We start from the raw sequence: 12,971 nt of genomic DNA on the forward strand, positions 1-12,971 counted from the left end.
GCTTAGCCCTCCAGCGCCGATGGTACTGCCCTCGAGAGGGGGTGGGAGAGTAGGACGCCGCCGGACACCCATCACGAAAGGCCCACCCCACACCGGGGTGGGCCTTTCGCATACCCAAAAACACGCAGCCCCACACCCCCGGCACCACACGCGCCTCATGCGCGCCGAGTCATCGACAGGTGTCGCTGTGAGCCGGGCAACTGTGCTGCCGCGGTCGTAACGCTGCGCTTTCGGTACGGGGCCGCCATGGTCATTCCTCGGCCTGCCTCGGTTCTCGGGCGTGCGGCGAGGTGCTTGCTCTCACAGCGCGCGGAGCCGTCGCGACCCGATGACGACGGGCGTGACGTGGGAGAATATCGGGCAGTGTCGGCATCGAGAGGAACCACCGTGAACGCATCGCCCGAGGACAGGGGCACCAAGGGGTCGGGCGATAGGCCGTCGCGCCGGAGCGAGGGATCCGCGCGCGGGGACCGGACGTCGGGCGGTGCGTCGCGCACTCGTCGTGACGGTGACAACGGACGTCGCCGCGACGATGGTGGAGAGCGTCGCGCGCGTCCATCGACCAGCGGTGGCCCGACGGGCGGTTCCCGCGGCTCGGGCGGCTCCGACCGGCCGACCCGCTCGCCGGCCCGCGGTGACTACTCCGGGGACCGCCGGGACCGTCCGCAGCAGCGTGGCGGCCGGAGCGAGTCGTCGGGAGACCGTGGCGCGCAGCCGCGCGGTGACCGCGGGTACTCGGAGGGCAGCCGCCGCAACGATCGCCGAGACGGTCCGCAGCGGCGCGACGGATATGCGGGCGGGGCGGGAGCTGCGCGTTCCGATCGTGACGATCGTCGTGGGTACCGCGGCGGTCAGGGTGAGGACCGTGGTGGGTACCGCGGTGGTCAGCGTGAGGACCGTGGTGGGTACCGCGGTGGTCAGCGTGAGGACCGCGGTGGTCAGCGTGACGAGCGTGGCGGTCAGCGTGAGGACCGTGGTGGGTACCGCGGTGGTCAGCGTGAGGACCGTGGTGGGTACCGCGGTGGTCAGCGTGACGAGCGTGGCGGTCAGCGTGAGGACCGTGGTGGGTACCGCGGTGGTCAGCGTGAGGACCGTGGTGGGTACCGCGGTGGTCAGCGTGAGGACCGCGGTGGTCAGCGTGACGAGCGTGGCGGTCACCGCGACGACCGTCGGACGCCCCGCGCCGACAACGAGACCCGCCGTCCGGCACGTGACGACCGGTCTGCACGCGATGACCGTCGCCCTTCGCATGACCGGGGCCGTCCCGATCGCGAGCGTTCGGATCGCTACGGCCGCAGCGGCGGGGACGACCGGTCGCCCGCGGCGCGTGCAGGAGGACCCAGGCGTTCGGACGGCCCGGGGCGCGACGACCGTGGGCCTGGCCGGAGCGCCGCGCCGCACGGTCGTGGCGCGGCCTCGCACCGAGGCGAGCCGCGCGCCGGGACGACGGCGGGGGAGAGCACCGACGAGCGTCGTCCGCGGGTGGCCGAGCCGGAGATCGCCGAGGATGCCACGATGGGCCAGCTCAGCCGCGAGGCGCGGGCACGGCTGCGCGGGCTGACGAAGGACAACGCGGAGCGGGTGGGCCTGCACCTCGTGATGGCGGGTCGTCTGCTTGACGTCGACCCGGAGCGCGCGTACGAGCACGCCCAGGCGGCTGTCCGCCGGGGCGGGCGGATCGACGTGGTGCGGGAGGCCGCCGGGATCGCGGCGTACCGCACCGGCCGGTTCGCGGACGCATTGCGCGAGCTCCGCACCGTGCGGCGGCTCAACGGGTCGTCCGAGCACCTTCCGATCATGGCCGACGCCGAGCGCGGCCTCGGCCGCCCGGAGCGCGCGCTCGCGCTCGCGAGCAGCGAGGAGGCGGGAACGCTCGACGCCGAGGGGCGCACCGAGCTCGCCATCGTCGCCAGCGGTGCCCGGTCGGACCTCGGCGAGCACGACGCCGCGATCGCGGTGCTGGACCGGATCCCCGCCGCGGAGCGGCAGGGTGATCTCGGCCTGCGAGTGCTCCAGGCGCGCGCCGTCGCGCTTGAGGCGGCTGGCCGTGCGGACGAGGCCGAAGCCGTGCTCGCCGGTGTCGCCCCCGACGCGCTTGAGCGGGTCTCCGGCGTCCTGCCGGAAGACGACGACGTCGTGGTCTACGACGTCTACGACGAGGCGGCGGACGAGGACGACGCCGAGGTGACCGACGACGGTGCGGTCGACGACGGGGCTGGAGCGGACGACGTCGACGAGTCGGACGGCGAGGTGACGGGCGTGGATGCCACCGACGAGTCGGACGGCGAGGTGACGGGCGTGGATGCCACCGACGAGTCGGACGGCGAGGTGACGGGCGTGGATGCCACCGACGAGTCGGACGGCGAGGTGACGGGCGTGGATGCCACCGACGAGTCGGACGACGAGGTGACGGGCGTGGATGCCACCGACGAGTCGGACGACGAGGTGACGGGCGTGGATGCCGCCGACGAGTCAGACGACGAGAGGGCGACCGGCGACGGCGCAGCGGACCTCCCTGCCGACGGCGACGCGCCGGTTGGCACCGGCGCCGGGCACGAGGCCGATGACGAGGAGCGAGAGGACGCCCTGGACACCGCCCGCGACACGGACGCACCGGAGACGGGCGGCGCGGAGGAGCGCGCGTGACGGCGACGCTGCAGGCCAGCGACGCGCCGCTGGCCGCGGCGCACGACCTGGCCCTGGTGGATCTCGACGGCGTCGCCTACCGGGGCCACCTCCCCATCCCTCACGCGGCGTCGAGCCTGGCCGCGGCCAGGGACGGCGGGATGCGGCTCGTCTTCGTGACGAACAACGCCTCGCGCGAGCCGGGGGAGGTCGCCGAGCAGCTGACCGGCCTCGACATCCCGACGCGTGCGGACGAGGTCATGACGGCCGCGCAGGCGTGCGCGGCGCTGCTGCGCACCCGGCTCGACCCAGGGAGCCGGGTGCTCGTCGTGGGTGGTGTCGGACTCGTCACCGCCGTGGAGGCGGCGGGCCTTGTCGTGGTGCGCTCGGCCGACGACAAGCCCGACGCGGTGGCGCAGGGGTTCACCCCGGGGCTCGCATGGTCCGACCTTGCGGAGGCGGCGTACGCCGTCGCAGGCGGGGCGTGGCACGTGGCCAGCAACCTCGACCTGTCGCTGCCCACCGCGCGCGGCTTCGCTCCCGGCAACGGCGCGCTCGTGGGCGCGGTGTCGGCGGCGACGGGGGTCCGGCCCGACAGCGCGGGCAAGCCGTCGCCCACGATGTACCGGCTCGCCGTGGAGCGCGCCGGCGCCGCGCGTCCGCTGGTCGTGGGGGACCGGCTCGACACGGACCTGGCGGGTGCGAGGGCGGGAGGGATCCCGGGGCTGCACGTGCTGACGGGGGTGTCGTCGGCGCGCGACGCCGTGCTGGCCCCGCCAGGGCTGCGGCCCGACTTCGTCGGCGCGGACCTGCGCGCGCTCCTCGAGGCTCACCCGGTGCCGGTCTCTGCCGCCGACGGCTGGTGGGAGTGTGGCAGGCGCGGCGCGCGCGTGGTCGAGGGCCGGCTCGAGCTGGACCGCGGCGGTCCGCACGGGATCGACGCCGTGCGCGCGGCCTGCGCGGCGGCCTGGGACGCCGTGGACGGCGGGCGGCCGCTGGACGTCGAGAGCGTTCCGACGCTCGAGGCCTGAGCCGCGACCCCGCGTGGGACGGAATCCGACCGGGGTGCGCGGGGTCGGGCGACGGCCGTCCGGACCCGCCTCGACGCCCTGTGCGTGGGTGCACAGCAGCGTGGGGCGTTGCAGGTAGCGTGGGCCCCGGCCGCGGGACCACGCGGTGCGGTCTCGGTGCCGGAGCCCGTCGCCCGGCGTCGGCGCGGCCGTGGTGCCGGTCGCCGGAGCGGGCCGCCGGGACCCGTCGCCCGAGGACCGGCACGCCGACGTACTGGGCGAGACCCAGCGAGGAGGGACGATGACGCAGGACGACCAGGCGCGCGGGAGCGACCTGGACGAGCCGGTGCCGACCGCGCAGGCCGACGCCCTCGCGGGGCTCGAAGGGCTCGACGACCTCCCTCTCGAGGATCACGTCGCACGGTTCATCGCGGTCCACGACGCGCTGCGCGACCGACTGGACGGCCGGGATCGATCCGCCGTCGAGCCCGATGCCGAGGCCGTACGCCGCCCCGACGTCGACCCCGAGCCCGGCGCGGACGTCGACCGTGACCACGATCACCAGCCCGGTCCCGTCGGCGCGACGCCGCCCGGCCCGCGGCCCGACGGCTCGCCGAGGGCGGGAGCCTGATGCCCGACGCGCGCACGGACGCCGAGCTCGTCCGCCGCGGCCTGGCCCGCTCCCGGCGGCATGCCGCCGAGCTGGTCGCCGCAGGCCGGGTGAGCGTCGCCGGACGGACCGTGGCGAAGCCGTCCACCCCGGTCGAGCCCACGGCCGCGCTCGTCGTCACGGCGGACCCCGCGGACCCGGGCTACGCCTCGCGGGCGGGCGGCAAGCTCGCCGGCGCGTTGGACGCGCTCGCCGCCGACGCCCGGGGGCGCGCGCTGACCGACGCGCTGGCCGGTTCGCGTTGCCTCGACCTCGGAGCGTCGACCGGGGGATTCACCGACGTGCTCCTGCGCCGGGGGGCGTCGCACGTCGTCGCGCTGGACGTCGGGCACGGGCAGCTCGTGCCCCGGCTGCGCGACGACCCGCGGGTCACCGTCGTCGAGGGCTTCAACGTGCGCGACCTGACGACGGACGACCTCGTGGCGCGTCCCGAGGTCGTCGTCGGCGACCTGTCCTTCATCTCCCTGGCGCTGGCGCTGGGGCCGCTCTCGACGGTGCTCGCGCCGACGGCCCACGCGCTGCTGCTGGTCAAGCCGCAGTTCGAGGTCGGGCGGGAGCGGCTCGGCGCGGGCGGGGTCGTGCGCGACCCGGAGCTGCACGTCGAGGCCGTCGTCTCCGTCGTGCGCGCCGCGGCAGAGCGCGGCCTGCGGGCGCTGGCGGTGGTGCCGAGCCCGGTGCCCGGCCCCAGCGGGAACCGCGAGTACTTCTGCTGGTTCCGCCCCGCCAGGGAGCCGGAGCACGGTGTCGGACCGGTCGGCGAGACCGCCGCGGAACGGGCGGTGCGCGCGGCGGTGGCGTGGTCGCCGTCCGCCCCCCGAGACCCGTCGGAGGACCTGTCGCCCGCGTCGCCCGTCCGGGCGGCGCTCCCGCCTGTCGTGCCGATCGGAGGAGCACCGTGAGCCGTCGAGTCCTCATCGTCACCCACGGCGGCCGGCCGGAGGCCGTCGCCGCGCTGTCCGAGGCGGTCCGCGAACTCACCACCGCCGGGTTCGAGGTGGCGCTGCACGACGACGACCTCGCGGAGTCCTTCGGCGACCACATGGCCGCGGCCCGTGCGCGCGAGGGCGTGACGGAGTCCGAGGTGGTGATGGTGCTCGGCGGCGACGGCACCATCCTGCGCGCCGCCGAGCTGACGCACGGCACCGGCGTCCCGCTGCTGGGCGTGAACCTCGGCCACGTGGGCTTCCTGGCGGAGAGCGAGCGGGATGACCTGCGGCACGCCGTCCGGCGCCTGGCGGCGCGAGACTACGCGGTGGAGGAGCGGGCGGTCGTCGACGTGCGCGTCCACCTGCCCGGCGAGGCCGAGCCGATGACCGGATGGGCGCTCAACGAGGCGACGGTGGAGAAGGCGCGCCGCGAGCGCATGATCGAGGTGGGGATCGCGGTCGACGGCCGGCCGCTGTCCTCGTTCGGGTGCGACGGGGTCGTGGTCTCCACGGCCACGGGCTCGACCGCCCACGCGTTCTCAGCCGGCGGCCCGGTCATGTGGCCGGAGGTCGACGGGGTGCTGCTCGTGCCGCTGTCGGCGCACGCGCTGTTCGCGCGGCCGCTGGTGATCGGCCCGCGTTCGACCTACACGGTCAAGGTGCTGGAGCGCAGCCCCGTCGGCGGGGTGCTGACCTGCGACGGGCGCCGTCGCATCGACCTGCCGGTCGGCTCGCAGGTGGAGGTGCGGCGCGGGGCGCTCCCGCTGCGGTTCGCCAGGCTGTCGCCCGCGCCGTTCACCGACCGCCTGGTGTCGAAGTTCTCGCTCCCCGTGGTGGGGTGGCGCGAGCTGGCGGCCAAGCGGCCGGAGCAGCAGGGGCCGGTCCGGCAGGCTCCGGCACCCCAGGGGCCGGAGCAGGGGACCGAGCACGAGAAGGAGGAGTGAGGTGCTCGAGGAGATCGCGATCGAGAACCTGGGCGTCATCGAGGCCGCCCGGGTGCCGCTGGCCGACGGCCTGACCGTCATCACGGGCGAGACGGGCGCCGGCAAGACGATGGTGCTCACCGGGCTCGGGCTGCTCATGGGCGGGAAGGCCGACGCCGGCGCGGTGCGCCCGGGTGCGGCGAGCGCCGCCGTCGAGGGGCGGGTCCGGGTCGCGGGCCGTCCGGAGGTGGCCCGGCGGGTCGACGAGGCGGGCGGCGAGGTCGACGACGACGGCACCGTCGTCGTGCTGCGCACCGTGGCCGCGGGCGGGCGCTCGCGGGCGCACCTGGGCGGGCGGAGCGTCCCGCAGGGCGTGCTCGCCGAGATCGCGGACGAGCTCGTCACGGTGCACGGCCAGGCCGACCAGCTCCGCCTGCGCACGCCCGCGAAGCAGCGCGACGCGCTCGACACGTTCGCGGGCACGGCTCACCTGGGCCGTCTCGAGTCCTACCGCGCGGCGTGGGCCGAGCGTGCGGGGCTGCAGGCCGAGATCGACGACCTCACCGCGCGGACCGCGGAGCGCGCCCGCGAGGCGGAGCTGCTACGCCTCGGCCTGGCCGAGGTGGAGCGGGTGGACCCGCAGCCCGGCGAGGACACCGAGCTCGCTGCCCTGGTGGCGCGCCTCGGCAACGCCGAGTCGCTGCGGCTCGCCGCCCAGCAGGCGCACGACGCCGTCGCGGGCGACGACGTGGAGACCGAGGGCAGCGCCGTCGACGCCGTGGAGCGGGCGCGCCGCGCGCTCGAGCAGGCGGCCGGGGATGACCCCGCCCTCGGCGGGCACGCCACGCGGCTCGCGGAGGTGGGCTACCTGCTCGCCGACGTGGCCACCGAGCTGGCGTCGTACGTCGACGGCCTGCAGGCCGACCCCGCGGGGCTGGAGACCGCGCACGGGCGGATCGCCGAGCTGAACGCGCTGACGCGCAGCTACGGCGAGTCGATCGACGACGTGCTCGCCTGGGCGAGCGACGCCGGGCTGCGCCTCCTGGACCTGGACGACGGCGGGGAGCGGCTCGCGTCCATGCGGGAGCGCACCGCCGAGCTCGACGCACAGCTCGGCGAGGAGGCGGCCCGCCTCACCCGCGGCCGGGCCGAGGCGGCCGAGGTGCTCGCCGCGTCGGTCACCGACGAGCTGGCCGGGCTGGCGATGCGCGGTGCCCGCCTCGTGGTCGACGTCGCGCCCGCCGCGGAGCCCGGACCCTGGGGCGCCGACCAGGTGACGTTCCTGCTCGAGCCGCACCCCGGGGCGCCCGCCCGGCCGCTGGGCAAGGGCGCGTCGGGCGGCGAGCTGTCGCGCGTGATGCTCGCCGTCGAGGTGGCGCTCGCCACGGCCCGCGCCGACGCGGCGGACGCGGACCACGACGGCGCGACGGGTGGCGCGGGGCGCGGCCCGCTGCCGACGTTCGTCTTCGACGAGGTGGACGCGGGGGTGGGCGGCAAGGCGGCCGTCGAGGTCGGGCGGCGGCTGGCGACGCTCGCGCGCCGCACGCAGGTCGTCGTCGTGACGCACCTGGCCCAGGTCGCGGCGTTCGGCGACGCGCACCTGGTGGTGACGAAGACCCGGCCTGGCGACGACGGAGGGGCGGACGGCGAGGCCGACGGCGGGGTCACGGTGACGGGTGTGCGGCAGGTCACGGACGCCGACCGCGTCCGCGAGCTCGCCCGGATGCTCTCGGGCCAGGACGAGTCGGCCACCGCCCGGCAGCACGCCGTCGAGCTCCTGGAGTCCTCCACCGTGGGACGATAGGCGCGATGAAGATGATCCTGCGCAAGCCTGCCCGCGCGTCCGAGCCCGGTGCCGACCTGCCCGAGGTGCAGGGTCCTGCCCGCGTCGGCTCGCGCACCAAGGACCTCACCAAGCGCCTGCGGCCCGGCGACGTCGCGGTCATCGACCACGTCGACATCGACCGGGTGGCCGCGGACGCCCTCGTGGCCGCAGCCCCCGCCGCCGTGCTCAACGCGGCACGGTCGACGTCCGGCCGCTATCCCAACGCCGGGCCCGGGATCCTGGTCGAGGCGGGGATCACGCTCGTGGACGACCTTGGCCCCGGCGTGATGTCGCTGCCCGAGGGCGGGACGGTCGTGATCGAGGGCGGACGGGTGCTCGCCGACTCCTCGACCGTCGCCGAGGGCACCCGGCAGTCCGCCGCGACGGTGGCGGCCGACATGGCGGCCGCGCGCGAGGGGCTCTCGGAGGAGATCGAGAACTTCGCCGAGAACACGATGACGTACCTGCGCAAGGAGCGGGACCTCCTGCTCGACGGCGTCGGTGTCCCCGACGTGCGCACGGAGTTCGACGGCCGGCACGTGCTCATCGTGGTGCGCGGCTACCACTACCGCGAGGACCTCGCGATGCTGCGCTCCTACATCAAGGAGAACCGCCCGGTCCTCGTCGGCGTCGACGGCGGCGCCGACGCGATCATCGACGCCGGCTGGAAGCCCGACATGATCGTGGGCGACATGGACTCGGTCTCCGACCGGGCCCTGTCGTCGGGGGCCGAGATCGTCGTGCACGCCTACCGCGACGGCAACGCGCCCGGCCTCGAGCGCGTGCGCGCCCTCGGCGTCGACCCGGTGGTGTTCCCGGCGACGGGCACCAGCGAGGACATCGCGATGCTGCTCGCCGACGACAAGGGGGCGGAGCTGATCGTCGCCGTGGGGACCCACGCGACCCTCGTGGAATTCCTCGACAAGGGCCGCGCGGGCATGGCCAGCACGTTCCTCACCCGGCTCCGGGTGGGGGGCAAGCTCGTGGACGCCAAGGGCGTGTCCCGCCTGTACCGCACGCGCATCTCGAACCTGCAGCTCACCCTGCTGTCGCTCGCGGGGATCGCCGCCGTGCTCGCCGCGTTGTGGTCCACCTCCGCGGGCCAGACGCTCTTCGGTCTCGTCGGTGCCAGGATCGACGACGTCGTCTCCTGGGTGGGTAGCCTGTTCGGCGGCTGACCGACCCGTGACGCGCGCCCCGAGGTGCGCGTCCGCCCTGAACGCACCGTCCGACCTCCGTCCCGACCAAGGAACTCCTCCCGACGTGATCGACTTCCGGTACCACCTCGTCTCGCTGATCTCCGTCTTCCTCGCCCTGGCGGTCGGCGTCATCCTGGGCGCCGGGCCCCTGCAGGGTGCCATCGGCGACCAGCTCACCGACCAGGTGGCGACCCTGCGGGACGAGCGCAACACGCTGCGTGAAGAGCTCGACGAGGCCCAGACCGAGGCCGGCGAGCAGCGCGAGTTCGTCGAGGCCGCCGGGCAGCAGCTCGTCTCGGGGTCCCTGGCGGGCCAGCGGGTGGCGGTGGTCGACGTCGACGAGGTGAGCGACAGCACCGAGCAGGGCGTCCTCGACCAGCTCGAGGAGGCCGGCGCGCGGGTGGTGGCGCACGAGTCGCTCACGGCGGCGTGGACGTCGGCCGACGACGCGACGCTGCGGGACACCGTCGCCGGCGGCCTGCGGGACCGGCTCGACGACCTCGAGGGCGACGACGCGGAGGGCGACGTCATCACCGAGGAGTCGACCACGCCGGAGCTGCTCGGCGCCGCGCTCACGGTGGCGCTCACCGACGCCGACCCGACCGACCCGTCGGCACGCAGCGCCGAGGCGGAGACCCTGCAGGGGCTGCTCGAACAGTTCGGGCTGGTCGACGTCGAGACCGCCCCGGAGGCCCCGGCGGACGCGATCCTCCTGCTCTCCGGCGGCGACAAGGGGGCGGACGACGCCGAGACGCAGGACGCCGACCCGGCGACCACCGGCATCGGCGCCCTCACGACCCTCGCCGGCACCGCCGCCGAGCTCGCTCCGGCCGTCGTCGCGGGACCGACGACGCAGGAGGGCGACCTGGTCTCGTCCGTCCGGGCGGACGACGAGCTCGTGGACACGGTGACGACGGTCAGCGGCATCGAGCAGGTCACCGGGCAGATCGTCGTGCCCCTGGCCGTCGCCGCGCAGCAGTCCGGCACCGTGGACCAGTACGGCTTCGAGGAGGGCGCCACCGTGCTGCCGCCCGAGGCCGGCGCGCCCGGCGGCTCGGACGCGGCGTCGGGCACGGGCGAGGGGCAGGGCAAGTGACCGCGCGCGGTTCCCGCGGCGGGGCCCTGCTGCGCGCGGGCCTGGTCGCGGCGGTCGTCACGACGACGGCCCGGCGGCTGCTCGAGACCGACCCGCCCGGCGGGGCGGCCCGGTGGACGCGCACCAACCACCGCGGCGAGCCGGTCAGCATGCTCGAGGGACCGGCGGTCGCGGCCGGCCTGGTCGCCGGGGCGCTCGCCGGCGGCGAGCCCCGCACGCGCGGCGCCGTGGCGCTCGCGACAGCCGGAGCGGGGGCCTTCGGTCTCGTCGACGACCTCGCGGAGGACACGAGCACGCGCACGAAGGGCCTGCGCGGCCACCTGGGCGCGCTGGCCGAGGGACGCCTCACGACGGGCGGCCTCAAGGTCCTCGGCATCGGGGCGACGTCGATGCTCGCGGCCGCCGTCGGCACCCGTCGTACGGGGGGCGTGCTCGGCCACGCGACCGACGTCGTCGTCAACGGGGCGCTCGTGGCCGGGACGGCGAACCTGCTCAACCTGCTCGACCTGCGTCCGGGCCGGGCCCTCAAGGCGGCCGTCGCGCTGAGCGCGCCGCCCGCGGCCGGCAGCGTAGGCGGGTCCGCCGCCGCGGGTGCCGTCGCCGGGGCCGCGGCCCTGGCCGCCCCGGGCGACCTCGCCGAGCGGGACATGCTGGGCGACGGCGGCGCGAACGCGCTCGGCGCCCTGGTCGGGGCGCAGTGGGCCTTCGGGGCCCCCCGCGGCGCCCGGGTGCTCGCGCTCGGCGCCGTCGTGGGCCTCACGCTCGCCTCCGAGCGGGTCAGCTTCTCGGCCGTGATCGACCGAACGCCGTGGCTGCACCGCCTCGACCGGCTCGGCCGCCGGCCGGCGGAGCCCGGGGCGAAGGCCACGGCCGCGGGGCCGGCGGACGAGGGCGCGCCGGCTTGACCTCGCCGGCCGGCCGGGCGCGCGCCGGCCAGACGCTCGCCGGCGCGGCGGTGCTCATCACCGTCGTGACGCTGGCGAGCCGCGTCGTGGGCTTCGGCCGCTGGCTCGCGCAGGGGCACTTCCTCGGCACGGGGGGCGTGGACCAGCCCTTCAACATGGCCAACCAGCTGCCCAACATGCTGTTCGAGGTGGCCGCCGGCGGCGCCCTCGCCGGCGCGGTGGTGCCGCTGCTCTCGGGCTACCTCACGCGGGCCGGCGGCGCGGGGTCGCCCCAGGAGGAGGCCGAGGCTCGCGCCGCCGCGTCCCGGACGGCGTCGGCCCTGCTGGGCTGGACGCTGGTCGTCCTCGTGCCGCTCGGCGCGCTCGTCGCGCTGCTGGCCGGCCCGGTCATCGACGTCCTCCCCTTGGACGACCCGGACGACGTGGCCGTCGCCACGTCGTTCCTCCGGGTGTTCGCGCTCCAGGTGCCGCTGTACGGCCTGGCGGTCGTGCTCGGCGGCGTCCTTCAGTCGCACAAGCGGTTCTTCTGGCCGGCGTTCGCCCCGCTCGTGTCGAGCGTCGTCGTCATCGTCGTGTACGCGGTGTTCGGTGCCCTCGCCGACGGGAACCAGCGCGACGTCGCTGCGCTGTCGCAGTCGGCTCTGGTCTGGCTCGCGTGGGGGATGACCGCCGGCGTCGCGTTCCTCGTCGTCCCCCTGCTGCTGCCCGTGCACCGCACGGGGATCCGCCTGCGCCCCACGCTGCGTTTCCGCCCCGGCGACGGCTCACGCGCCGCTCGCCTGGCGTTCGCGGGGGTGGGGGCGCTCGTCGCCCAGCAGCTCGCGCTGCTCGTCGTGATGCTGGTCTCCCATCCGCTGGGCGGGGACACCACGTGGACGGTGTTCCTCTACGTGCAGCAGGTGTACCTGCTGCCGTTCGCGGTCCTCGCCTTCCCGATCGCGACGAGCGCGTTCCCGCGGTTCGCGGAGCACGGCGCGGCACGCCGGCTGGGCCCTCTCGGCGACCTCGTCGCGTCGACGACGCGCACGCTCCTGCTCGTCCTCGGGGCGGGCGTCGCTGCCCTGCTCGCGGCGGCCCCTCTCGTCGAGAACGTCTTCGACCTCGTGGTGACCGGGGGAGACGCCCCCGGCATGGCGGCCGGCCTGACCTGGATGGCGCCCGGCCTCGTGGGCTACGCGCTCATCCTGCACCTGTCCCGGGCCCTGTACTCGGTCGACCGGGGCCGGGCTGCGGTCGTCGCGACGGCGTCCGGGTGGGGGGTAGCGGCGGCGCTCACGGCCCTCCTCCCGGTCCTGCTGCCCGCGATCGTCGGGTCGCCGGCCGGGCAGCAGGTGACGCCGCAGCAGGCGCTCGCGGGCATCGGGGCGGCGAACACGGCGGGCATGCTCGTGGCCGGCCTCGGCCTCCTGCTGGCCGTGCGGCGGCACGTGGGCGACCGGGCCGTGGTCGGCGTGCCGCGGACGCTGGCCCTGCTGGCGGCGGGCGTCGCGGCGGGTGCCGTCGCCGGCCGCCTCCTCGTGCCCGCGCCCGACCGCACCGTGCCGGGCGAGCCGGAGGTCCCGCTCGACGCGGGGGCCCTCGCCGCGGACGTCGGGCTCGGTCTGCTCGCGGGGCTGGTCGCGGCCGTCGTCGTGCTCGTCGTCGGGGTGCTCGCCGACCCGAGGCTGCGGTCCCGCGCGGGCGGGCTGGCCCGGCGGCTGCGCCCCGGCGCGACACGCCGGGGCTGAGCGGCCGGTCCGCACGTGCGCGCCTGCCGGCCGGCCGCCGAACGGCGGGATCCTGCGGGGGCGGG

11 protein-coding genes are annotated in these 12,971 nt (G+C 76.3%); 10 read left to right on the top strand and 1 reads right to left on the bottom strand.

Translation table 11 applies throughout. The features are described from left to right. Nucleotides 1-300: 300 nt before the first annotated feature. Complete coding sequence (locus tag ABD254_RS20770) at nucleotides 301-1,158, bottom strand: hypothetical protein (protein ID WP_344250811.1); 858 nt, start codon at nucleotides 1,156-1,158, stop codon at nucleotides 301-303. 357 nt (nucleotides 1,159-1,515) lie between these two features. Here ABD254_RS20770 and ABD254_RS20775 point away from each other — a divergent pair, with 357 nt between their 5' ends. The 10 genes from ABD254_RS20775 to murJ all read left to right on the top strand — a co-directional run bounded on the left by ABD254_RS20775 (nucleotide 1,516) and on the right by murJ (nucleotide 12,906). Beyond that, nucleotides 1,516-2,646 carry a hypothetical protein gene (locus ABD254_RS20775; protein ID WP_344250812.1) on the top strand — a complete coding sequence of 377 codons (1,131 nt, stop codon included), beginning with the start codon at nucleotides 1,516-1,518 and terminating at the stop codon, nucleotides 2,644-2,646. Next, nucleotides 2,643-3,656 (top strand): HAD-IIA family hydrolase, encoded by a 1,014-nt coding sequence (locus ABD254_RS20780; RefSeq protein WP_344250813.1) that lies wholly within the window; start codon nucleotides 2,643-2,645, stop codon nucleotides 3,654-3,656. Before ABD254_RS20775 ends, ABD254_RS20780 begins: the two co-directional genes overlap by 4 nt. Nucleotides 3,657-3,936: 280 nt before the next feature. Continuing rightward, nucleotides 3,937-4,266: a hypothetical protein gene (locus ABD254_RS20785; RefSeq protein WP_344250815.1), complete on the top strand. Its 330-nt coding sequence runs from the start codon at nucleotides 3,937-3,939 to the stop codon at nucleotides 4,264-4,266. Beyond that, a complete protein-coding gene (locus ABD254_RS20790; RefSeq protein WP_344250817.1) occupies nucleotides 4,266-5,204 on the top strand; it encodes a TlyA family RNA methyltransferase in 939 nt (312 codons plus the stop codon). The genes ABD254_RS20785 and ABD254_RS20790 overlap by 1 nt, the downstream gene beginning before the upstream one ends. Then, nucleotides 5,201-6,175, top strand: coding sequence for an NAD kinase (locus ABD254_RS20795; RefSeq protein ID WP_344250819.1), 975 nt, complete (start codon nucleotides 5,201-5,203; stop codon nucleotides 6,173-6,175). Before ABD254_RS20790 ends, ABD254_RS20795 begins: the two co-directional genes overlap by 4 nt. Before the next feature lies 1 nt (nucleotide 6,176). Next, nucleotides 6,177-7,958: a DNA repair protein RecN gene (gene recN, locus ABD254_RS20800; protein WP_344250821.1), complete on the top strand. Its 1,782-nt coding sequence runs from the start codon at nucleotides 6,177-6,179 to the stop codon at nucleotides 7,956-7,958. A gap of 5 nt (nucleotides 7,959-7,963) precedes the next feature. Continuing rightward, nucleotides 7,964-9,157, top strand: coding sequence for a putative cytokinetic ring protein SteA (steA, locus tag ABD254_RS20805; RefSeq protein WP_425553902.1), 1,194 nt, complete (start codon nucleotides 7,964-7,966; stop codon nucleotides 9,155-9,157). An 85-nt stretch (nucleotides 9,158-9,242) separates the two neighbouring features. Beyond that, nucleotides 9,243-10,274, top strand: a complete 1,032-nt coding sequence (locus tag ABD254_RS20810) for a copper transporter (protein ID WP_344250823.1) — start codon at nucleotides 9,243-9,245, stop codon at nucleotides 10,272-10,274. After that, nucleotides 10,271-11,179, top strand: a complete 909-nt coding sequence (locus tag ABD254_RS20815; RefSeq protein ID WP_425553904.1) for a hypothetical protein — start codon at nucleotides 10,271-10,273, stop codon at nucleotides 11,177-11,179. Before ABD254_RS20810 ends, ABD254_RS20815 begins: the two co-directional genes overlap by 4 nt. Continuing rightward, entirely contained in the window at nucleotides 11,176-12,906 is a 1,731-nt protein-coding gene (murJ, locus tag ABD254_RS20820) for a murein biosynthesis integral membrane protein MurJ (RefSeq protein ID WP_344250824.1), read from the top strand. The genes ABD254_RS20815 and murJ overlap by 4 nt, the downstream gene beginning before the upstream one ends. The last annotated feature ends 65 nt before the right edge of the window (nucleotides 12,907-12,971 follow it).

Source organism: Isoptericola hypogeus, assembly GCF_039531145.1.
GTDB classification, from domain to species: domain Bacteria; phylum Actinomycetota; class Actinomycetes; order Actinomycetales; family Cellulomonadaceae; genus Isoptericola; species Isoptericola hypogeus.

Coding starts and splice junctions, on each gene's coding strand:
- steA (WP_425553902.1), top strand. CDS start 7,964: ATGAAGATGATCCTGCGCAAGCCTGCCCGCGCGTCCGAGCCCGGTGCC.
- ABD254_RS20790 (WP_344250817.1), top strand. CDS start 4,266: ATGCCCGACGCGCGCACGGACGCCGAGCTCGTCCGCCGCGGCCTGGCC.
- ABD254_RS20775 (WP_344250812.1), top strand. CDS start 1,516: ATGGGCCAGCTCAGCCGCGAGGCGCGGGCACGGCTGCGCGGGCTGACG.
- ABD254_RS20785 (WP_344250815.1), top strand. CDS start 3,937: ATGACGCAGGACGACCAGGCGCGCGGGAGCGACCTGGACGAGCCGGTG.